At 70.6% G+C, this 20,491-nt stretch carries 17 protein-coding genes; 5 read left to right on the top strand and 12 right to left on the bottom strand.

Going from position 1 to position 20,491, the window contains the following annotated elements:
* Nucleotides 1-254 precede the first annotated feature (254 nt).
* Complete coding sequence (locus OG978_RS30825) at nucleotides 255-503, bottom strand: RHS repeat domain-containing protein (protein ID WP_442817768.1); 249 nt, start codon at nucleotides 501-503, stop codon at nucleotides 255-257.
* A gap of 154 nt (nucleotides 504-657) precedes the next feature.
* Here OG978_RS30825 and OG978_RS30820 point away from each other — a divergent pair, with 154 nt between their 5' ends.
* A complete protein-coding gene (locus tag OG978_RS30820; protein WP_326768321.1) occupies nucleotides 658-1,842 on the top strand; it encodes a PucR family transcriptional regulator in 1,185 nt (394 codons plus the stop codon).
* A 39-nt stretch (nucleotides 1,843-1,881) separates the two neighbouring features.
* Here OG978_RS30820 and OG978_RS30815 read toward each other — a convergent pair whose 3' ends face one another.
* The 6 genes from OG978_RS30815 to OG978_RS30790 form a co-directional block, all read right to left on the bottom strand.
* The gene (locus OG978_RS30815) at nucleotides 1,882-3,282 is read right to left on the bottom strand and encodes a carboxylesterase/lipase family protein (RefSeq protein WP_326768320.1); all 1,401 of its coding nucleotides are present in this window, start codon (nucleotides 3,280-3,282) and stop codon (nucleotides 1,882-1,884) included.
* Nucleotides 3,283-3,399: 117 nt separating this feature from the next.
* Nucleotides 3,400-4,254, bottom strand: a complete 855-nt coding sequence (locus OG978_RS30810) for an alpha/beta hydrolase family protein (protein ID WP_326768319.1) — start codon at nucleotides 4,252-4,254, stop codon at nucleotides 3,400-3,402.
* A gap of 870 nt (nucleotides 4,255-5,124) precedes the next feature.
* Nucleotides 5,125-6,453 (bottom strand): class I SAM-dependent RNA methyltransferase, encoded by a 1,329-nt coding sequence (locus tag OG978_RS30805; protein ID WP_326768318.1) that lies wholly within the window; start codon nucleotides 6,451-6,453, stop codon nucleotides 5,125-5,127.
* A 103-nt stretch (nucleotides 6,454-6,556) separates the two neighbouring features.
* Complete coding sequence (locus tag OG978_RS30800) at nucleotides 6,557-8,605, bottom strand: APC family permease (protein ID WP_326768317.1); 2,049 nt, start codon at nucleotides 8,603-8,605, stop codon at nucleotides 6,557-6,559.
* A 113-nt stretch (nucleotides 8,606-8,718) separates the two neighbouring features.
* A complete protein-coding gene (locus OG978_RS30795; protein WP_326768316.1) occupies nucleotides 8,719-9,768 on the bottom strand; it encodes a 1-aminocyclopropane-1-carboxylate deaminase in 1,050 nt (349 codons plus the stop codon).
* Nucleotides 9,769-9,831: 63 nt separating this feature from the next.
* A complete protein-coding gene (locus OG978_RS30790; protein ID WP_326768315.1) occupies nucleotides 9,832-10,488 on the bottom strand; it encodes a GntR family transcriptional regulator in 657 nt (218 codons plus the stop codon).
* A 262-nt stretch (nucleotides 10,489-10,750) separates the two neighbouring features.
* Here OG978_RS30790 and OG978_RS30785 point away from each other — a divergent pair, with 262 nt between their 5' ends.
* Both OG978_RS30785 and OG978_RS30780 read left to right on the top strand, forming a co-directional pair.
* On the top strand, nucleotides 10,751-11,419 hold the full coding sequence (locus tag OG978_RS30785; RefSeq protein WP_189544836.1) for a potassium channel family protein: 669 nt from the start codon (nucleotides 10,751-10,753) through the stop codon (nucleotides 11,417-11,419).
* A complete protein-coding gene (locus tag OG978_RS30780; protein WP_326768314.1) occupies nucleotides 11,419-12,096 on the top strand; it encodes a potassium channel family protein in 678 nt (225 codons plus the stop codon). Before OG978_RS30785 ends, OG978_RS30780 begins: the two co-directional genes overlap by 1 nt.
* A gap of 79 nt (nucleotides 12,097-12,175) precedes the next feature.
* On the opposite strand, the gene OG978_RS30775 is transcribed toward OG978_RS30780, so the two are convergent.
* From OG978_RS30775 to OG978_RS30755, 5 genes are all read right to left on the bottom strand, one after another.
* Nucleotides 12,176-12,937 (bottom strand): DUF3159 domain-containing protein, encoded by a 762-nt coding sequence (locus OG978_RS30775; RefSeq protein WP_326768313.1) that lies wholly within the window; start codon nucleotides 12,935-12,937, stop codon nucleotides 12,176-12,178.
* 3 nt (nucleotides 12,938-12,940) lie between these two features.
* On the bottom strand, nucleotides 12,941-13,357 hold the full coding sequence (locus tag OG978_RS30770) for an OB-fold nucleic acid binding domain-containing protein (RefSeq protein WP_326768312.1): 417 nt from the start codon (nucleotides 13,355-13,357) through the stop codon (nucleotides 12,941-12,943).
* A gap of 121 nt (nucleotides 13,358-13,478) precedes the next feature.
* Complete coding sequence (locus OG978_RS30765; RefSeq protein ID WP_326768311.1) at nucleotides 13,479-14,171, bottom strand: response regulator; 693 nt, start codon at nucleotides 14,169-14,171, stop codon at nucleotides 13,479-13,481.
* Nucleotides 14,172-14,320: 149 nt separating this feature from the next.
* On the bottom strand, nucleotides 14,321-16,864 hold the full coding sequence (locus tag OG978_RS30760; RefSeq protein ID WP_326768310.1) for a sensor histidine kinase KdpD: 2,544 nt from the start codon (nucleotides 16,862-16,864) through the stop codon (nucleotides 14,321-14,323).
* 167 nt (nucleotides 16,865-17,031) lie between these two features.
* A complete protein-coding gene (locus OG978_RS30755; RefSeq protein ID WP_326768309.1) occupies nucleotides 17,032-17,781 on the bottom strand; it encodes an ABC transporter ATP-binding protein in 750 nt (249 codons plus the stop codon).
* Nucleotides 17,782-18,087: 306 nt separating this feature from the next.
* Here OG978_RS30755 and OG978_RS30750 point away from each other — a divergent pair, with 306 nt between their 5' ends.
* Entirely contained in the window at nucleotides 18,088-18,990 is a 903-nt protein-coding gene (locus tag OG978_RS30750) for a M20/M25/M40 family metallo-hydrolase (protein ID WP_326768308.1), read from the top strand.
* Nucleotides 18,991-19,013: 23 nt separating this feature from the next.
* On the top strand, nucleotides 19,014-20,441 hold the full coding sequence (locus tag OG978_RS30745) for a M1 family metallopeptidase (protein ID WP_326768307.1): 1,428 nt from the start codon (nucleotides 19,014-19,016) through the stop codon (nucleotides 20,439-20,441).
* Nucleotides 20,442-20,491: the final 50 nt, after the last annotated feature.

Here is a 20,491-nt window from a genome sequence, read left to right as displayed (position 1 = left end):
GCCTGGAGCATTTCAGCGGTACCCAGTTGTGCGTGAGCCGGAACGCGGTGCCCGGGCCCACCGGCACGCGTGGGCATGCCTTCCGACACCGCTGTTGCACGACTCGCCTCGAAAGAGCTGAAGCACGAGGGGAGCGCCCCCAGGGGGTCGACAACCCGGCGTCTCTGCTCCGGGAGCTCATCGAGCTGGGCTGATGACGCGGCGCACCGACACTGCGATCGACCTGCCCGACGCCTACCGCCTGGCCTTCGGCATCAAACGCGCGGCAGCGTCCCCGCCGACCGACGGCTCCGCGGAGACGTACCACGGAGCGTGGCGAGTCCCTTGCGCCACAGAGCGATCCCCCCGCCAGGAGGCGGGCTTTCGGTCATCCGGTTGGCCGCGTCGTAGGTGTACGTCACGGTGCGACCATCGAAGTCGGACTCGGATATGAGACGTCCGGCCGGATCGTACTCGTAGTGCCACTCCAGGCCCTGGGGATTGATGACACCCGTCATACGCAAGTTGGCATGCTACGGGTGTGCCACGTGACGTCGCCTCTTTCGTCGACGAGTTGGCGGCCGGGAGCGGTTCGGGGACACGCCCGACGCACTGCCCGCGCCGCCGGACCCGGGGCTCCGATTGACGGCACGGCCGGGGCGGTGTGACGATGCGCCGATGTCGGACCTGCACGCCCGGATGGCCGCCCGGGTCGGTGACCTCACGGCCGTCGTGGTCGCGCGCTGCGCGGCGGAGGCGCCGTTCTACGGGGCGCTGCCCCGCGCCACCCTCCAGGGCGAGGTGGCGCGGTCCATCGCGGCGGTGCACGCGCTGTTGCTCAGGGCACTGCGCGACGGCGGCGGCGGGGGTCCGATGGGGCCGGGCGATCTGACCCGGCTCATCGAGTGGTCGGCGCGCCGGGCCGAGGAGCGCGTCCCCCTGGAGGCGGTGATCGCCGCGTACCTGATCGGCGCCGAGGTGTGGTGGCAGACGCTGACCGAGGTCGCGGAGCCCGGTGAGCTGGCCGGGGCGGGCGGCAAGCTGCTCGCCTGCCTGCACGCCGCGCTGCCCGCGGTCGTCCTCGCCCACCAGAACGCCCAGGAGGACCTCCACAGCGAGGACAAGCGCGTACGGCGGGCCCTGCTCGGCGCCCTGCTGGCAGGACGGCCGTACGAGGAGCTGGCGGGCGTGGCGCGGGTGGCCGTGGTGGGTGAGTACGAGGTGGTTGCCTTCGCGTTCGAGTCCGACCCGCCGCGCAGATTGGTGCAGTCCTCGCTCGACGCCTTCACCGGGATCCCTGTGCTGATGGACCACGTCGCTCGGATCGCCTTGTTGCCGGGCAGGTCCGACGTGCCGGGCCTGGTGGCCCGGCTGGAGAAGGACGTGGGGCAGCCCGTGCGCGCCGCCGCCTCCCGCTCCTCCGTACCGGCGGCCATCTCCTCGGCGGCGCAGGAGGCCGGCCGCGTGCTGGATCTCGTCCGGCGCCTGGGACGCCCGCCCGGGTGCTACCGCCTCGACGACGTGCTGCTGGAGCACCAGCTCGCGCGCCCCGGGGACGGCCTGGTGCGGCTGGCGGCCAAACTCGACCCGTTGGAGGAGCATCCGTACCTGCTTGAGACGCTGCGCGTGTTCGTGGAGCGGGGGCTCAACCGCCGCCAGACGGCGTTGGAGCTGTGCGTCCACCGCAACACCCTGGACTACCGGTTGCAGCGAGTGAGCGCGCTGACGGGCCTCGACCTCGCGGTTCCCGCGCAGGCGCGGCTGATCCAGGCGGCGCTCGTCGCCAGGGACCTGGCCGGGCCCTCGGATCACCGCGGGGTCACCGGATGGCAGGGATCCGCAGGAGCAGCGGAAAGCCAATGAACCACGGCCGGCGTCGGCGAGCGCTCGGCCTGTCATCTGTCAGAGCCAGGCGCCGAGTTCCTCGTGCCGGGGTGCGAGGACCGGGCCGGCGCCGGGGTGGTCGAAGACCATGACGGGCCGGTCCGCGTTCCAGCCGGACCAGCCCGGCTGTCCGGTAGTGGCGAAGGCGACCCAGGCCCGGTGCATGGCGTCGGCCAGTGGCTGGGGCGCGCCGGGCCCGGTCAGGTCCTCGGCGGCGCGCAGGTTGTCGAAGACGAAGCCGAGTTCCAGCGCATGGCACGCGCCGAGTCCCATCACGGGCGAGCGCCAGCAGAATTCGTAGACGAAGGTGCGGGCGGGCCGGGAGTCGGCGAGGCGGTTGAGCGGCCCCCGCAGCAGCAGGTCGGTGGCCATCTCTCCCAGGATCTCACCCGGTTTGGCGTGCGGCCGGGTGGCTCGGTACAGGCGTGCCACGCGTTGCGGGACACGGATCTTCAGCAGTGCCAGCCGCAGGGTGAGCCGGCTGATCCGGTCCACGGTTCCGCCGGGTACGAACCACAGCCGGTACTCCTCCCGGTTGCAGCCCAGCAGCAGGTCGGCCTCGGGAAGGGGCGGGGCGGCGGGCACCACGTCGCCGTCGACCACGATGTGGAAGCCGGGACCGCCGCCGATGGGGTCGGACCGGTCGACGACGGCGGCCTGCGCGTCCAGCAGCAGGTCTCGGTCCACCGCCGCGAACGCCTCGGCGGTGGCCGGGATCCGCAGTCTCTTCGCCATCGACCGTACGGTCTTCGCGCCCTCGCGGCGCGATATCGTGTGCGGCGGGCCGCTCTGCAGGATCGCCCGGTGGAACAGCCCGGCCGCGCCGGGGCTGGTCATGAGGGCCGCGACGCTGATCGCGCCGGCGGACTCCCCGCACACGGTGACGTTCGCCGGATCTCCGCCGAAGGCGGAGATGTTGTCGCGGACCCAGATCAGGGCTGCGATCTGGTCGAGGAGGCCCCGGTTGACGGGGGCGTCGGGGAAGACCCCGAACCCCTCGACGCCGAGCCGGTAGTTGACGGAGACGAGGACCACCCCGTCGCGCGCGAAGGCGCCCCCGTCGTAGAGCGGCAGGTTCGCCGAGCCGTTGCGCAGGGAACCCCCGTGGATCCAGACCATGACGGGCAGCCGGCCCTCGCCGACCGATGGGGTCCAGACGTTGAGGTTGAGACAGTCGTCCCCGGCGATGCTCGGATCGGGTATCAGCCGGTCGAGGGGCGGGCGGTAGGGGCGTTTGGGGGCGGTCGGCCCGTACTCCAGAGCGTCTCGTACCCCTTCCCAGGACTCGACCGGGGCGGGAGCGCGGAAGCGGTGGGCGCCGAAGGGCGGGGCGGCGTAGGGGATGCCGAGGAAGGTGGCGATCCCGTTGTGGAAACGGCCTCGGACCTTGCCCTGCCCGGTGGTCGCGATGAGGTCCATGGCGGTCCTTCCATGTGCGAACGGGGGCCGGCCGCCCCTGGTCGCGGGAGCGTCAGGGGCGGGCGGCGTGGATCGGGACGGCCGCCGGTCACGGCGGAAGGGATCTCCGGGAGCGGGTCACCGGTTTGCGAGGCCGTTGCGGCGGACGTCGGACCAGGTGCCGCTGTCGGTGCAGATCCCGCAGCCGGCCCCGAAGAACTGTGCACTCGCCGTCTGGTCCCCCATCAGGTGTGCCTTGAACCAGGCGGTGGTGGGCGCGGCGAACGGGCCGGGGTCGCCCACGACCGTGAGGTGATCGGCGCCGCGCAGTTCCCCGTAGATGGCCGGTATGTGGTCGGCGCCGTTGTAGAAGGCCTTGACCAGGAAGGGGAAGACGATGCTGTCCTTCTGCCCGGCCAGGAGGAGCGCGGGTACGTGTACGTCGTCGATGTCGGCGAGCGGCCCGGGCTGGATGGGCAGGATGGTGTCGATGCGCGGGTCCGCGCCGACGACGATGGCGGCGGCGCCGCCCTGCGAGTGACCGGACGCACCGATGTGCTCCAGGTCGACACGGTCGTGGAAGGGGCTGCCGTGGTCGGCGTTGCGACGGGTGAGCAGGTCGATCCCGGCGCGCATGGAGATGCCGAGGTTGGACTGCGGGGTGTTGGCGGCGGCGACGATGAAGCCCTGACTGGCCCAGTGGAGCAACAGGTCGCGGTAGACGACCGGGAAGGCGAAGGTGCCGTTTCCCCACACGATCACGGGGTGGCGGCGGTCGCTGGTCGCGATGTCACGCGGGTAGTACAGGGTGGTCACCGCCCCGACCTCCACCGCGGTGGCGTAGGGGCCGGGAGCGCCGTAGTCGGCCGCGGCCGCCTCGGCACTGGCACCGGCGGGGGAACCGGTGGACGCCGCTGCCGCTCCCGCGCCGGCAGAAGCCGTCAGCAGGAGCAGGAGCGAGGTCAGGGGGACGAGCAGTGTTCTCCAGAGCACAGCGGACTCCCGATGTCGTCACGGTGAACTGGATGTTTCATCCGGCTCACGCCTTGTCTGATCGCACATCCTGAAGCACGGTTCGAGACCCGTCTCTGCGCAATCGCGGCAAGCAACGACGTCGGAGTTTGTGCAACATGCCGAGAGGCCTGAGCGCGGTGAGGGTGCCATGCTCGGTTCCGCCGCTACGACAGAGAGCCCGCCGCCCGGTCCCGAGAGGAGAACGCCGGGAACGGAGAAAGCCCCGCGCACCGTCCGCCCCGCATGACCTGGACGGTCAATCAGGTGACGCTCCATCAGAACGAGCGTCACATGAGCCACGGCGCTGCGCACCGAATAGCGTCCGGCGGAGCGCGAGCCGCTGGGGCCGATCCGCCAGGCCCGCGGGTCGGGCTGCCCGTACAGGCACAGGCGACGAGGCCCCCGTCCAGGCAGGTCCTCTTGAGAGGGACTCGGGAGGCCCGGACGGGGGCCGGCAGCGGGAAGCGGTGCGGGTGGCTGTGAACGACTTTTCTTGACTCAGAGGAATCGTCGAGGACGGAGTCCATGCCGCTCGCGGCACGATCGGTCGCTGAGCCCCGCCCCGCCGATCGCTTCCGCTGACACCATCTGCCCAGGGGAAAGACGGCATGGGCGGCAGACGACCATGCGGACCAGAGGGCTGCTCGTCTGACGCTCCGTCGGGACCAGCGTCAGGACGGTTCCCATACGCCCCGCGGAGTAGGGACAACGCGTCCACCGTCTCGCACGACGTTCACGAAGCCGCAGGTCAATCCCTCTCCCTGGTCCCCCGACACGTTCCACGTCGTGCACACGCGGAAACAGGTCGGCGGCCATCCAGCAGCCTGAAGAACCAGAGGAAATAGCAGGTCAGACGCCCTTTGCGGCAAGCTCCAGAATCGCCACGCACTCCACGTGCGAGGTCATCGGAAACAGATCGAACGCCCGCAACGTCCGCACCCGGTACCCACCCTCCCGGAAGTACGCCAGGTCCCGTGCCAGTGCCGCCGGGTCGCACGCAACGTACGCGATGCGGCGCGCCCCCAGGCCCGCCAGGTGCTTGACCGTCTGCTTGCCGGCGCCCGCGCGGGGCGGGTCGAGGACGATCAGGTCGCACTCGGTGATGCCGGTGCGCGGGAGGACCTGGTCGACCTTGCCGTGTTCGATGCGGACCCGGTCCAGGTCCTTCAGGTTGTGCCGGGCGTCCTCGACGGCTCGCTTGCCGGACTCGATACCGAGGACGGCACCCTTTTCGCCGATGCGCTGGCCGATGGCGCCGGCGAACAGGCCGACGCCGCAGTAGAGGTCGAGGGCCATGTCGTTCTTGCGGGGCAGGAGGCCCTGCATGACGGCGCGGACGAGGGTGTTGGCGGCCTGCGGGTGGACCTGCCAGAAGCCGCCGGAGCCGACGCGGTAGGTGCGGTCGTCGGCGCGTTCGCGTACGAAGGCGCGGCCGTGGACGCGGTGGACGCCGCCGTCACGCTCGTCGACGCGCATCACCGAGACGGGCTTGTCGAGCTCGACCAGGGGCAGCCGGCCGCCGGGCCTCGGGGTGAGGATGACCTGGCGGTCGTGGGAACCCGTGGCGGCGATGGCCTCCACCGAGGCCATGCCGGGCCATTCCCGCTTCTCGATGCCGAGCTCGGTGACGCCGGGGGCCGCGATCAGGCAGCGTTCGATGGGCTCCACGTCGTGCGAGCGGTGCTTGCGCAGGCCGACCTTGCCGTCCTCGTCGATGGCGTACTGGACGCGAGTGCGCCAGGCCGGCACCTCGCCCGCCGGGAGCTTGTCGCCCTCGGCCGGCATGACCGTGCCGTCCCAGCCCGCCTCCTCGGGGGTGAGGCCCGCGAGGCGCTGGAGCTGTTCGGCGATCACTTCGCCCTTGAGCCTGCGCTGGGCGCCGGGCTTGGCGTGCTGCCAGTCGCAGCCGCCGCACTTGCCGGGGCCCGCGTACGGGCAGGGCGCCTCGACGCGGTCCTTGGACGCCTCGATGATCCGTACCGCGTCGGCGCGCAGAAAGCGGGAGTCGCTCTCGCCGTCGGTGACCCTGGCGACGACCTTCTCGCCGGGGAGCGTGTGCCGTACGAAGAGGACCCGGCCCTCCGAGGTACGGGCGATGCAGTGGCCGCCGTGTGCGACGGGGCCGACCTCGACCTCGTACTCCTCCCCGACCAGCGACGACGTGGGTTCGTTCTGCATGAGGGGGTGGCTCCAGGGATCAAGGGGAAACGGCCGGACAACAACCTACGATTCTACGTGGGTGTCGTCCGGCCGTTTACCACCATCGGAAGCGGCCTTGCGGTCAGCTCTTGCCGCTGGGTTCCTTGGGCCTGCGCTCCACGGGGCCGCGGCGCACCGAGCCCGGCGCGTTCCACTCGGCGCGCTTCCTGGCGCGCTTCTTGGCCGCCTCGGAGGACTCCAGCTGATACGGCACGGAGGTCACCATGACGCCCGGGGTGAACAGCAGCCGCCCCTTGAGGCGCAGGGCGCTCTGGTTGTGGAGGAGGTGCTCGTACCAGTGGCCGACCACGTACTCCGGGATGTACACGCTCACGACGTCGCGCGGGCTCTCCCGGCGCAGGCTCTTCACGTAGTCGATGACCGGCCGGGTGACCTCGCGGTACGGCGAGTCGAGGATTTTCAGCGGGATGTCGATGCCGCGTCGCTCCCAGTCGTCCTTGAGCGCCTTGGTCTCGGCCGGGTCGACGCTGATGGAGAGCGCCTCCAGCCGGTCGGAGCGGATGAGCTTGGCGTAGGCGAGGGCGCGCAGGGTGGGCCGGTGGAGCTTGGAGACCAGGACGATCGAGTGGACCCTGGAGGGCCGGATCGTCTCGTCGGACGGGGTCTCGTCGGCGGCGATCTCCTCGGCGACCCGGTCGTAGTGCCTGCGGATCGCGGTCATCGTCCCGTAGAAGATCACCATGCCGAGGAGCGCGACCCAGGCGCCGTGGGTGAACTTGGTCGCGAGCACGACGACGAGCACCAGGCCGGTGAAGAAGGCGCCGAAGGTGTTGATCGCGCGGGAGCGCACCATGTGGCGGCGCTTGGCCGGGTCCTTCTCCGTCCTCAGGTGACGGTTCCAGTGCCGGACCATGCCGGTCTGGCTGAGGGTGAAGGAGACGAACACGCCGACGATGTAGAGCTGGATGAGCCGGGTCGAGTCCGCCCCGTAGATCCAGACGAGCAGGATCGCCGCGCCCGCCAGCAGCACGATGCCGTTGGAGAAGGCGAGCCGGTCACCGCGGGTGTGGAGCTGGCGGGGCAGGTAGCGGTCCTGCGCGAGGATCGAGCCGAGCAGCGGGAAACCGTTGTACGCGGTGTTGGCGGCGAGGAAGAGAACGAGTGCGGTCGCCGCCGCGAGGACGACGAAGAAGAACGTGCCGTCGCCGAAGACGGCGGCCGCGACCTGGGAGATCACCGGGTCCTGGACGAAGGAGGAGCCGACCGGGACACCGTTGTTGATCAGGTCCTTGGCCGGGTTCTCGGCCATCTTCACATCGGTGGCCATGGCCAGGCCGATGATGCCGCAGAACATGGTGACGGCCAGCAGGCCCATCATCGCGAGGGTGGTCGCGGCGTTCTTGCTCTTCGGCTTTCGGAAGGCGGGCACGCCGTTACTGATCGCCTCTACGCCGGTGAGGGCGGCACAGCCGGAGGAGAAGGCCCGCAGCAGCAGGAAGACCAGCGCGAAACCGGCGAGTCCCTCGTGCTCGGCCTTGATCTCGTAGCCCGAGGTCGGGGCGTGCATGGTGTCGCCGAGGACCAGTCCCCGGAACGCACCCCAGGTGATCATGATGAATACGCCGGCCACGAAGAGGTACGTGGGGATGGCGAAGAGCTTGCCGGACTCCTTGACACCGCGCAGGTTCATCAGCGTCAGCAGCACGATGGCGGCGATCGCGCAGATCGTCTTGTGCTCGACGACGAACGGGATCGCGGACCCGAGGTTCTCCACCCCGGAGGAGATCGACACGGCGACGGTCAGCACGTAGTCGACGAGCAGGGCGCTCGCCACGGTGAGCCCGGCCTTGGGGCCGAGGTTGGTGGTGGCGACCTCGTAGTCGCCACCACCGCTCGGGTAGGCGTGCACGTTCTGCCGGTACGAGGCGACGACCGTGAACATCAGCACCACGACGGCGAGCGCGATCCAGGGGCTGAAGTGGTAGGCCGACACGCCCGCGGCGGAGAGCACCAGGAGGACTTCTCCGGGCGCGTAGGCCACCGAGGACAGCGGGTCGGATGCGAAGACGGGAAGTGCGATGCGCTTGGGGAGGAGCGTTTCTCCCAGCTTGTCGCTGCGCAGCGCCCGTCCGATCAGGATCCGTTTGGGCACGTCGGTCAGTTTGGACACGCTGAGGATCGTAAGCGCTCCGTATGAAAGCCGCAGACGCACCACCCCCGTGGCCCCGCAATCTCCTGCGCTCGGCCGAAAAGGCCACGAAATCCTTAACGGAATCCTTGCGCTCAGGCGTCCGCGAAAAGGGCGCTGTAACCATTCAATGCGGGCTGGCCGCCGAGATGTGCGTAAAGGACGGTGGAATCGCGGGCGATCTCGCCGCGTGCCACGAGGTCGATCGTTCCCGCCATCGACTTCCCCTCGTACACGGGGTCGGTGACCATGCCCTCGGTACGGGCGGCGAGCCGCATCGCGTCGAGGGTCGTGTCGTCGGGGATGCCGTAGGTGCCCGCGTGGTAGCGCTCGTCGAGTTCGATGTCGTCCACGGCGATCTCCCGGCGCACACCGATGAGCCGTGCGGTGGCGGCCGCGATCCGGGCGATCTGCTCGCGGGTACGAGCGGGTTCGGCGGAGGCGTCGATGCCCAGGACGCGTCGCGGGCGGGCGCCAGCCTCCTCCAGCGCGGCGAAGCCTGCGACCATGCCAGCCTGGGTGGAGCCGGTCACCGAGCAGACCACCACGGTGTCGAAGAACACGCCGAGCGCGCGTTCCTGCTCGGCGACCTCATACGCCCAGTTCGCGAAGCCGAGCCCACCCAGCGGGTGGTCGGACGCACCCGCGGGGATGGCGTACGGCTTGCCGCCGCCCTCCTCCACCTCGCGCAGCGCCTGCTCCCAGCTCTCCTTGACCCCGATGCCGAACCCGGCGCGCACCAGGCGGACGTCGGCACCGGCCAGGCGGCTGATCAGGATGTTGCCGACCTTGTCGTAGACGGCGTCGGGCCACTCGACCCAGCTCTCCTGGATGAGTACGCACTTGAGACCGGCGCGGGCGGCGACCGCCGCGACCTGGCGGGTGTGGTTGGACTGGACGCCGCCGATGGATACGAGTGTGTCGCAGCCCTGCGCGAGGGCGTCGGCGACGAGGTATTCGAGCTTGCGGGTCTTGTTGCCGCCGTAGGCGATGCCGGAGTTGCAGTCCTCCCGCTTGGCCCAGACCGCGGCGCCGCCGAGGTGCTCGGTGAGCCGGTCGAGCCGGTGCACGGGCGAGGGGCCGAAGAGGAGGGGGTAGCGGTCGTACGAGAAGAGGGAAGGGGAGGCTTGCGTTTCAGTGGTCACGGTGGGGGCTCCCTGACTCGGTGGCGGGGTGGGGTGGGGTACTGGGACAGGCCGGTCGTCGGGCTACTCGGGCGGCTCGTCGGCGAGCTCTTCGAGCGCCCGCCAGATCTCGGCGGTGATCCGGGCCGCGGCTTCGGCGTCGCGCGCCGCGCACGCCTCGATCAGCCGCTCGTGCAGCTCCGCGGAGCCGTGCGCGGAGCCGGCCGTGCCGAACTGCCGCCACTCCAGGCGGCGGATCAAGGGGGTGTAGCGCTCGACGGTGGCGGCCACGGCACGGTTGCCGCAGGCGGTGACGAGGACGTCGTGGAGCCGGTCGTCGGCGCGCAGCGCGTCCGCCACGTCGCCGCGGCCGGTCGCTTCCCGGAACCGGTCGTTGGCCGCGCGCATCGCGGTGATGTCCGCGTCCGTGAGGTGGGGTACGGCGGTCCTGGCGGCCAGTTCCTGCATGGCCCGTACGACGGCCGCCGCGTCCCGGACGTCGCGCGGCACCAGCCGGGTCACCCGGGTGTAGCTCTGTGGCTTGGACTCGACGAGGCCCTCGCCGGCGAGCCGGGACAGCGCGTCGCGGACCGGGGCCCGGGAGAGTCCGAGGCGTTCGGCGAGGTCGGCGTCGCGGACGGGGGCACCGGGCGGGATGTCGCCGCGGACGATGGCATCGCGGATCGCCTCGTAGGCGGTGTCCCGCAGCAGGGTCCGTCGGACGGGGCGCAGGGTCTCCATGAACTGACATGTTAGATGTCTGTGCTCTTCGTACTCAAGGGTCCGTCCGGCAGCAGCCGCAATTGGCGGCCTCCGGCGTCCACCGGGCGGGGCACGGCGAAAGCGCACTCGGATGAGGCTTCGCGCTCCGGGCCGCATAAGCTCATCCTGGGCAACGGGACAGACCGTTGCCCCGTTGTTTGCCCGGCAAGCTGAGAAAGAAGTGTGAGCAGGGTGTTTTCGCAGGTCAGCCGGACGACCAGGACTGCGAGGTAGGCGCAAGGTGCACATCGTCATCATGGGCTGCGGGCGAGTAGGAGCCGCTCTCGCGCAGACCCTGGAGCAGCAGGGGCACACGGTCGCCGTCATCGATCGGGACCCGACGGCGTTCCGTCGCCTCGGGTCCGGATTCGGCGGACGGCGCGTCACGGGTGTCGGCTTCGACCAGGACACCCTCCGCGAGGCGGGTATCGAGGAGGCCGGTGCGTTCGCCGCGGTGAGCAGCGGCGACAACTCGAACATCATCGCCGCCCGGGTGGCCCGCGAGATGTTCGGCATCGAAAACGTCGCGGCTCGGATCTACGACCCCCGGCGCGCCGAGGTCTACCAGCGTCTCGGTATCCCCACGGTCGCCACCGTGCGCTGGACCGCGGACCAGATGCTGCGGCGGCTGCTGCCTTCCGGCGCCGAGCCGCTGTGGCGGGATCCGAGCGGGGGTGTGCAGCTCGCGGAGGTGCACACCACACCGTCCTGGATCGGCCACAAGATCAGCACGCTGCAGGAGGAGACGGGCGTCCGCGTGGCGTTCCTCACCCGGCTGGGCGAAGCCATACTGCCCACCTCGCAGACGGTGCTGCAGGAGGGCGACCTGGTCCACGTGATGATGCGTACGGACGAGATCGCGAAGGTCGAAGCGGCCTTCGCCGAGGGTCCTGAGGAGGGCGGTCACTGATGCGTGTCGCGATTGCCGGGGCCGGTGCGGTGGGCCGTTCCATCGCGGGTGAGCTGCTGGAGAACGGGCACGAGGTGCTGCTCATCGACAAGGCGCCGACGGCCATCTCGGTGGAGCGGGTGCCGATGGCCGAGTGGCTGCTGGCGGACGCCTGCGAGATCACCTCGCTCGACGAGGCGGCGCTGCAACGCTGCAACGTCGTGATCGCCGCGACCGGCGACGACAAGGTGAACCTGGTCGTGTCGCTGCTCGCCAAGACCGAGTACGGCGTGCCGAGGGTCGTCGCCCGGGTCAACAACCCGAAGAACGAGTGGCTGTTCAACGAGGCCTGGGGCGTCGATGTGGCGGTCTCGACGCCGCGCCTGATGTCGGCCCTGGTCGAGGAGGCGGTGAGCGTCGGCGATCTGGTCCGGCTGCTGCGCTTCAGCCACGGTGACGCCAACCTGGTCGAGCTGACGCTGCCCCCGGAGTCGGCGCTGGCCGGCACCCAGGTCGGCGAGGTGGCCTGGCCCGAGGACACCTCGCTGGTCACCATCATCCGCGGGCAGCGGGTGCTGACGCCGAACACCGAGGAGACCCTGGAGGCCGGTGACGAGCTGCTGTTCGTGGCCGCGCAGGCGCGCGAGGAGCAGTTGGAGGACCTGTTGTCGGTGCGTCGGGGCGACTCGGAGGACTGATCCGCAGGGCGGAGACGCGGGAGGGGCCCGGAACCGTGTGACACGGTTCCGGGCCCCTCCTGCAACTCAGACCTGTGACTCAGAACTCCTGGTTGCGCGCCGCGGCGGCCGCGGCCGCCTTGCGGTCCTTCTCGGCCTGCTCCTCGGCCTCCATCTCGGCGAAGACATCGATGGGCGGCGGCGCCTTGGCGAGGAAGACCCAGGTCAGATAGACCGCGAGCAGGAACGGAGGGATCTTCAGGGCGACCAGGACCCAGCCGAACTGGGTGGTGTCGGCCCACCAGTACAGCGGGAAGAGGATCGCGCACTTGGCGAGGAGGATCAGTCCCCAGGCGTAGCTGGCCTTGGCGTACGCCTTCTTGCGGCCGGGGTTCCTGGTGCGCCAGGAGAGGTTCTCCTTGAACACCGGCCCCAGGATCAGACCGATCAGCGGCACCCCGGCGACGGTGGTGATCAGGTAGGCGAGGGCCAGGCCGAGCGTGTAGAGCATGCCCGGCAGATAGAAGTCCTTGGCGTTGCCCGTCATCATCGCGAAGACCACACCGAAGGCCACGCCGAAGACGCCGCTGAAGGCGTGCTTGACGGTGTCCCTCCGGATCAGCCGTACGGCGACAAGGGCCAGGGACACCGCCAAGGCCGCGATGGCCGAGAGGTGCAGATCCTTGTTGATCGTGAAGATGGTGACGAACAGCAGCCCGGGAACGACTGTCTCCACCATGCCCCGGACACCGCCGAACGCCTCGAAGAGCGCGGCCTCGGTGACCGTCTTCGCGTCGGCCTCCTCCTGGTCGGTGTGGGTGGTGGGGTCCGTGTCGGACGTCGGCTTGTCGAGAGACGTCACCGGCTACTCCTTGCCGAGCGGTCGGAGTTCGTATTTGGGGTTGAACAGCACCCGGCGCCCGTGACTCATGGCGATCCGGCCCGAGGCGATGAGCTTGCGGCCCGGTTCTATGCCCACGATGGAGCGCCGGCCCAGCCAGACCACGTCCAGCGGCGCGGTGCCGTCGAAGAGCTCGGCCTCCAGGGCGGGCACTCCGGCGCGCGGCCGCAGGGTGACGGTCCGCAAGGTACCAGTCACCTTGACGATCTGGCGGTCGGTGCATTCGGAGATCCGCGTGCAACCCGAGGCCTGCGCGTCCTCCTGCAGCTCCTCGGACTCGAGGTCCTGCTGGGAGCTGGACAGCCGGTCGAGCATCCGCCGGAAGCGGCTCGACGGCTTTTCCGCCTTGCCGGGCTTGTCGGATCGAGGAACAGCACTCATACCCTGAGGGTACCGGTCCCGGCTGCTCCGGGTGGGCGTCCCCGGTCTCACTCGAACGGGTGACCGGGGCGAGTCACGGAAGAGACCGGGGCGAGCCGTGGAAGACCGGCTCGCGCCCCGTTCAGCCGCGCTCGAAGCGGTATCCCATGCCCGGCTCGGTGACGAAGTGCCGGGGGTGCGAGGGGTCGGCCTCCAGCTTGCGCCGCAGCTGGGCCATGTAGACCCGCAGGTAGTTGGTCTCGGTGCCGTACGAGGGCCCCCAGACCTCCTGGAGCAGCTGCTTCTGGCTGACCAGCCGGCCGCTGTTGCGGACCAGGACCTCCAGCAGATGCCACTCGGTGGGGGTGAGCCGTACGTCGCGGCCCTCGCGGTGGACCTTCTTCGCCGCCAGGTCGACGGTGAACCCCTCGGTCTCGACGATCACGATGTCGTCGGAGCCGTGCTGCCCTACGGGTTCGGCGCGGCGGACCGAGGCGCGCAGCCGGGCCAGCAGCTCGTCCATGCCGAACGGCTTGGTGACGTAGTCGTCGGCGCCGGCGTCCAGGGCCTCCACCTTCTCGTCGGAGGTGTGGCGGGCGGAGAGCACCAGGATCGGCACCCGGGTCCAGCCGCGCAGCCCCTTGATCACCTCGACGCCGTCCATGTCCGGCAGCCCCAGGTCGAGGACGACGACATCGGGGTGGCGGGCGGCGGCGAGCTGGAGGGCGGTCGCGCCGTCGGGCGCCGCGTCCACCTCGTACTTGCGCGCCTTCAGGTTGATCACGAGGGCGCGTACGATCTGCGGCTCGTCGTCGACCACAAGCACCCGGGTCATGGGGGCCCTGCCTTTCTGCTGTACGGCGATCTCCCGGGACGTACCGGAGATCATGAGGTGACCTGCGCGATCATGGTGTGACCCGCCTGGTCATGAGGTGACCTGCGTGGTCTTGGAGTACCCCGCGCGGTGCTGAGGTGCCCGCTCGGTCATGAGGTGACCCGCGCGGGCAGGTCGGGGCTGACCGGAACGTATCCCGACGCAGCCTTGAGGGTCAGCACCATGGTGAGGCCACCGCCGGGAGTGTCCTCGGCGTCCAGCGTGCCGCCCATGGACTCCACGAAGCCGCGGGCCACGGCGAGCCCCAGCCCGACCCCCGCGCCGCGCGGGGCGTCGCCGTAGCGCTGGAAGGGCTCGAAGATGCGCTCCTTGGCGTCGTCGGGGACGCCGGGGCCACGGTCGGCCACCCGTAGCTCGATGCGTTCGCCGAGCGCGCTGGCGGCCACGGTGACGCGTTCCGCGTAGCGGCTGTACTTCACGGCGTTCTCGACGATGTTGGCGACGGCCCGCTCCAGCAGCCCGGGGTCGACCGCGACCATCGGGAGGGTCTCGGGGATGTCCAGGTCGACGCTGTCCTCGGGGACGCCGCCGAGCGCCATCGGGACCACCTCGTCGAGGTCGATCTCGCGGATCAGCGGGGTGACGGTGCCGGTCTGGAGCCTGGACATGTCCAGGAGGTTGCCCACGAGGTGGTCGAGGCGGTCGGCGCCGTTCTCGATGCCCTCCAGAAGTTCGGCCTGGTCCTCGTCGGACCAGGCGACGTCATCGGAGCGCAGGGAGCTGACGGCGGCCTTGATGGCGGCGAGCGGGGTGCGCAGATCGTGGCTGACGGCGGCGAGGAGCGCCGTCCTGATCCGGTTGCCCTCGGCGAGCCGCCGGGCCTCCTCCGCCTCGTCGACCAGGCGCTGGCGGTCCAGTACGACGGCGGCCTGCGCGGCGAACGCGCCGAGCACCCGGCGGTCCTCGGCGGGCAGCACCCGGCCGGAGAGCGCCAGCGCCATGTGGTCGCCGACGGGCATGTCCACGTCGGCGTCCTCCGGCCGGGCCACCGGGCCCGGCCCGACGCTCCCGGCGCACGTCCACGGGTCGACGTCGCTCCTGCGCTCCAGCAGGGCGACGGACTCCATGCCGAAGGTCTCGCGGACCCGGTCGAGGAGCGCGTCCAGCGTCGTCTCGCCGCGCAGCACACTGCCGGCCAGGAAGGAGAGGATCTCCGACTCGGCGCGCAGCCGGGCCGCCTGATGGGTGCGGCGGGCCGCCAGATCGACGACCGAGGCGACCGAGACCGCCACCGCGAAGAAGATCACGATGGCGACGAAGTTCTCCGGGTCCTGCACCGTCAGGGTGTGGGTGGGCGGGGTGAACCAGTAATTCAGCAGCAGCGAGCCGGCGGCGGCCGACGCGAGGGCGGGCAGCAGTCCGCCGATCAGGGCCGCGACGACCGTCATGAAGAGGAAGAGCAGGACGTCGTTGGCGAGCCCCGGGCCGTTGCCCAGGCCGCTCAGGAGCAGCGTGAGGAGGGCGGGGCCGCCCACCCCGACCAGCCAGCCCCAGATGATCCGGGCCCGGCCCAGCCGGGCACCGCGGGCGATAGGTAGACCGCGCCCCTTGGCGACCTCCTCGTGGGTGACGATGTGGACGTCGAGGTCGGGCCCGGACTCCCGGGCGACGGTGGCGCCCACCCCCGGCCCGTAGATGTACTGCCAGGCCTTGCGGCGGCTGGAGCCGAGGACGATCTGCGTGGCGTTCACCCCACGGGCGAATTCGAGGAGCGCCGACGGTATGTCGTCGCCGATGACATGGTGGAACGTGCCGCCGAGGTCCTCCACGAGGGTGCGCTGGACGGTGAGTTCCTTGGGTGACGCGGAGGTCAGCCCGTCGCTGCGGGCGATGTAGACGGCGAGGATCTCGCTGCCCGAGCCCTTGGCCGCCATCCGGGACGCGCGGCGTATGAGCGTACGGCCCTCGGGGCCGCCGGTGAGTCCGACGACGATGCGTTCGCGGGCCTGCCAGGTGGTGCGGATGTTGTGCTCGCCGCGGTACTGCTGGAGGTATTCGTCGACCCGGTCGGCGACCCAGAGGAGGGCCAGCTCGCGCAGGGCGGTCAGGTTGCCGGGGCGGAAGTAGTTGGACAGCGAGGCGTCGATCCGGTCCGGCTTGTAGATGTTGCCGTGGGCCATCCGGCGGCGCAGCGCCTGTGGCGACATGTCGACGAGTTCGAGCTGGTCGGCCCGGCGGACGACCTCGTCGGGGACGGTCTCGCGCTGTCGCACGCCGGTTATCGCCTCGACGACGTCACCGAGCGACTCCAGGTGCTGGATGTTGACGGTGGACACCACGTCGATGCCGGCCTGGAGGAGCTCTTCGACGTCCTGCCAGCGTTTGGCGTTGCGGGAGCCCGGCACATTGGTGTGCGCCAGTTCGTCCACCAGGGCGACGGCGGGGGCGCGCTCAAGGACCGCGTCGACGTCCATCTCGGTGAAGACGGCGGAGCGGTACTCGATCTCGCGGCGCCGGATCTGTTCCAGACCGTGCAGCATGACCTCGGTGCGCGGCCGGTCGTGGTGCTCCACGAAGGCGACGACGCAGTCGGTGCCCCGCTCCACCCGTCGATGGGCCTCGGAGAGCATCGCGTACGTCTTGCCGACGCCGGGTGCCGCACCCAGGTAGATCCGAAGCTTGCCGCGTGCCATGGCCCCATTGTCTTCTCTTGAACCGGCTGCGTCCGATGCGGCAGCCGCTTCGAAGCTACCCCGCGGATTGTCGACAAATAGGACGGGGGGCGGGGTGAGGGACCGAATTGACAGGATTCTGACGCCCCGGGCGGGGCCGGGAGGGTCCTCCCTGCCCCGCCCCTCCCCTACGCGTGCTCGACGATGTGTCCGTCGCTCAGTTCCAGCACCCGGTCCGCCAGCCCCAGCAGCTGTGCGTCGTGCGTCGCCACCAACGCGGTGACGCCCTCGCTGCGCACCACCGCCCGCAGCAGCTCCATCACCGCGAGCCCGGTCTCCGCGTCGAGCTGCCCCGTCGGCTCGTCCGCGATCAGCAGCGCGGGCCGGTTGGCGAGCGCGCGGGCGATCGCGACGCGCTGCTGCTGGCCCCCGGACAGCTCGCCGGGGCGCTGAGCGGCGTGGTCGGCGAGGCCGACCAGGGCGAGCAGCAGCGCCACCCGGTCCTCGCGCTCGCGCGGGTCCGCCTTGCGCAGCCGCATGGGCACGCCGACGTTCTCCGCCGCGGTCAGGATCGGGATCAGGCCGAACGACTGGAAGATGAAGCCGATCCGGTCCCGGCGCAGCTCCAGGAGTCCGTTCTCGCCCAGCTCGGCGAGGTCCGTGCCGTCGACGGTGATCCGGCCGCCGTCGGGGCTGTCCAGCCCACCGAGCAGGTTGAGGAGGGTGGTCTTGCCCGAGCCCGAGCGCCCCTTGAGCGCGACGAGTTCGCCGCGCGGCACCTCGAAGGACACCCCGCGCAGCGCGTGCACGGCTCCGGCGCCGGAGCCGTACGAGCGATGCAGGTCCTCGACCCGGACCATGGGCCCGCCGGCCGGTTCCTCGGCGACTGCCGTACCGCCCTGCCTGCCGGTGCCCGTCCTGCCGGTGCTCTCGGTCATGTCTCTCCCCGTACGTGCTCGGTCCCGTCGGCCGCCAGTATGTGCAATGCACACCGGGCTGGACAATGGCCGGGGGCTGTCAGGCGTCCGGCCGGACGCCGATGCGGTCGTCCTCGGCGGTGGCTCGCCCGGCCGATCGGCCGGTCACACCTCTCTGCCGACCGGTCACACCTTTTCGACGACCGGTCCCACCTCTTTGTCGAAGTGCTACCGCTTCCCGACAACTTCCCGACAACTTTCTGACACCGACTGACCAGCCTGGCCAAGGTCCACCGGGGCGAATGCCCCGTCCTTGAAAGGGTGCGCATGACGTCACGCAGGAGCCTTCCCCGGCTGGCGGCCGGAGTTCTCGGGATATCCCTGACCCTGTCCGCGGTCCCCGCCGCCACCGCGGACACGCGGCCCCCCACCGCCCCCACCCTCTCCGAGCAGCAGGTGATGCTCCACCTGCGTGCCCTGCAGCGCATCGCGGACCGCAACGGCGGCAACCGCGCGCACGGCACGAAGGGGTACGCACAGTCCGTGGCGTACGTGAAGCGCGCCCTGGACCGGGCGGGCTTCCGCACCCGGCTGGTCCCGTTCACCCACGCCGGAGCCACCGGCCACAGCCTGATCGCCGACTGGCCGGGCGGCGACCCGGACCATGTGCTGCTGACCGGCGCCCACCTCGACAGCGTGAAGGAGGGCCCGGGAATCAACGACAACGGCTCGGGTTCGGCCGCGGTCCTGGCCGCCGCCCTCCAGGTGGCCGAGTCCGGCCTGAAGCCCGAACGGCACCTGCGGTTCGCGTGGTGGGGCGCGGAGGAGCCGGGGCTGATCGGCTCGAAGACGTACGTCGGCAAGCTTTCCGAGGCCGACCGCCGCAGGATCGACGTCTACCTCAACTTCGACCAGGCGGGCAGCAAGAACACCCGGCAATGGCTCGTGATCCACGACGACGAGCACGGCGAGACCGAGGCCCAGCAGGCGCTCGAGGCGTGGTTCACCGAGCGGAACATCCCCACGTTCGACATCGGCGTCGGCGGCTCGGACCACGAGTCGTTCGGAAACGCCGGCATCCCGTCGTCCGGCTTCAGCACCGGCATCTCGGACTGCATCCACGAGGCGTGCGACGACCTCTCCAACGTGGATCCGAAGACGGAGAGGACCAGCACCGACGCCATCGTCGGCGTGCTGTGGAAGCTCGCCGCCACCACACCCCGGCACTGACCGGCCGTCCCAGGAATCGAGACATGCGCAGACTGTCGAACCACCGCCGCAGAACCGCCGCTCTCGCGGCCGCCGTCGTGAGCGGCGTCCTGCTGACCGCCTTTCCCGCCTCGGCCGCCGTCGGCGGCCCGGGTCTCGGTGACCCGTACTTCCCCGACGACGGCAATTCCGGCTACGACGTCTCCCACTACGACGTCCGTATCTCCTACGACCCGGCACACACCGACCGTCTCGACGGCGACACCACCGTCACCGCCCGCGCTCTGACCGGCCTGGACCGGTTCAGCCTGGACCTCAAGGGCTTCACCGTGGCATCGGTCGAGGTGAACGGCGCCCCGGCGAAGACGTTCTCCCGGGCCGGCGCCCATGAACTGGTCATCACCCCGGCCCGCCCGGTGGCGAAGGGCACGACGTTCGCGGTCCGGGTGAAGTACGCGGGCCGGCCCGACCCCGAGGGCTGGCACACCCTGCGGAACGGCGGCGCGAACGTGGCGGGCGAACCGCACTCCGCGACCTCCTGGTACCCCGCCAACGACCATCCGTCCGACAAGGCCACCTTCGCCCTCACCGCGACGGTCCCCGACGGCTGGACGGCCGTCGGCAACGGCCTGCCCGGCCCTTCGAGCGTCAAGGACGGCAGAAGAACCTTCCGCTGGTCCGAGGACAGGCCGATGGCCACGTACCTCAGCACGGTCGCCATCGACCGGTTCACCGTCCACCGCGGCCGGACGGCCGCCGGAACGCCGGTCATCACGGCATACAGCCCGGACGCCGTCATCGACCCCGAGGCGGAGACCCAGCAGACGGAGATCCTGGACTTCCTGGCCTCGAAGTTCGGCCCGTATCCCTTCTCCTCGGCGGGCGCCATCGTCGTCGGGGCCGCCGAGGAGTCCTCCGACGGCCCCCTCGCCCTGGAGACCCAGAGCCGCCCCACCTACAGCGGCATGCTCTTCGACGCCTCGATGGTCCACGAGAACACCCACCAGTGGTTCGGTGACAGCGTCTCGTTCGTGGACTGGCGGGACGGCTGCGTCGCCGAGTGCTTCGCCCAGTACGCGGGGCAGTTGTGGGAGGAGCACAAAGGCGCCGATCTGGACCGGGACTACTACCGGTCCGAGGTGGAGGACTACCGGAACGACCCGTCGTTCTGGTCCGTCAGGCTCTACGACCCCGGACCGGGCAAACAGCTGGACTCGGCTCTGTACTTCAAGGGCTCGCTGATGCTGCACGCCCTGCGCCGCACGGTGGGCGACGAGGCGTTCTTCCGGACGCTGCGGACCTGGACCCGCGACCACGCGTACGGCAATGCCCCGTTCCGGCAGTTCGAGGCGCTGGCGACGAAGGTCTCGGGCAAGGACCTCAAGGGCTTCTTCGCGGCGTGGGTGGACGGCACGGTGATCCCGCCGCGGAAGTACCTGTACCCGGGCACCCTGGGCACCCCGGCCCGGTGAACGGGCGTGGCGGGGCGCCGGGTCCGGCCCCGGCGCCCCGCCGCGCGGGC

This window comes from Streptomyces sp. NBC_01591 (assembly GCF_035918155.1).
In the GTDB taxonomy this organism is placed as follows: domain Bacteria; phylum Actinomycetota; class Actinomycetes; order Streptomycetales; family Streptomycetaceae; genus Streptomyces.
This window is presented reverse-complemented; position numbering and strand designations above follow the sequence as displayed.

Excerpts from the sequence above, each read along its gene's own strand:
- OG978_RS30750 (WP_326768308.1), top strand. The coding sequence starts at position 18,088 with ATGACGTCACGCAGGAGCCTTCCCCGGCTGGCGGCCGGAGTTCTCGGG.
- OG978_RS30780 (WP_326768314.1), top strand. The coding sequence starts at position 11,419 with ATGCGTGTCGCGATTGCCGGGGCCGGTGCGGTGGGCCGTTCCATCGCG.
- OG978_RS30820 (WP_326768321.1), top strand. The coding sequence starts at position 658 with ATGTCGGACCTGCACGCCCGGATGGCCGCCCGGGTCGGTGACCTCACG.
- OG978_RS30815 (WP_326768320.1), bottom strand. The coding sequence starts at position 3,282 with ATGGACCTCATCGCGACCACCGGGCAGGGCAAGGTCCGAGGCCGTTTC.
- OG978_RS30770 (WP_326768312.1), bottom strand. The coding sequence starts at position 13,357 with ATGAGTGCTGTTCCTCGATCCGACAAGCCCGGCAAGGCGGAAAAGCCG.
- OG978_RS30805 (WP_326768318.1), bottom strand. The coding sequence starts at position 6,453 with ATGCAGAACGAACCCACGTCGTCGCTGGTCGGGGAGGAGTACGAGGTC.
- OG978_RS30790 (WP_326768315.1), bottom strand. The coding sequence starts at position 10,488 with ATGGAGACCCTGCGCCCCGTCCGACGGACCCTGCTGCGGGACACCGCC.
- OG978_RS30755 (WP_326768309.1), bottom strand. The coding sequence starts at position 17,781 with ATGACCGAGAGCACCGGCAGGACGGGCACCGGCAGGCAGGGCGGTACG.
- OG978_RS30760 (WP_326768310.1), bottom strand. The coding sequence starts at position 16,864 with ATGGCACGCGGCAAGCTTCGGATCTACCTGGGTGCGGCACCCGGCGTC.
- OG978_RS30765 (WP_326768311.1), bottom strand. The coding sequence starts at position 14,171 with ATGACCCGGGTGCTTGTGGTCGACGACGAGCCGCAGATCGTACGCGCC.
- OG978_RS30745 (WP_326768307.1), top strand. The coding sequence starts at position 19,014 with ATGCGCAGACTGTCGAACCACCGCCGCAGAACCGCCGCTCTCGCGGCC.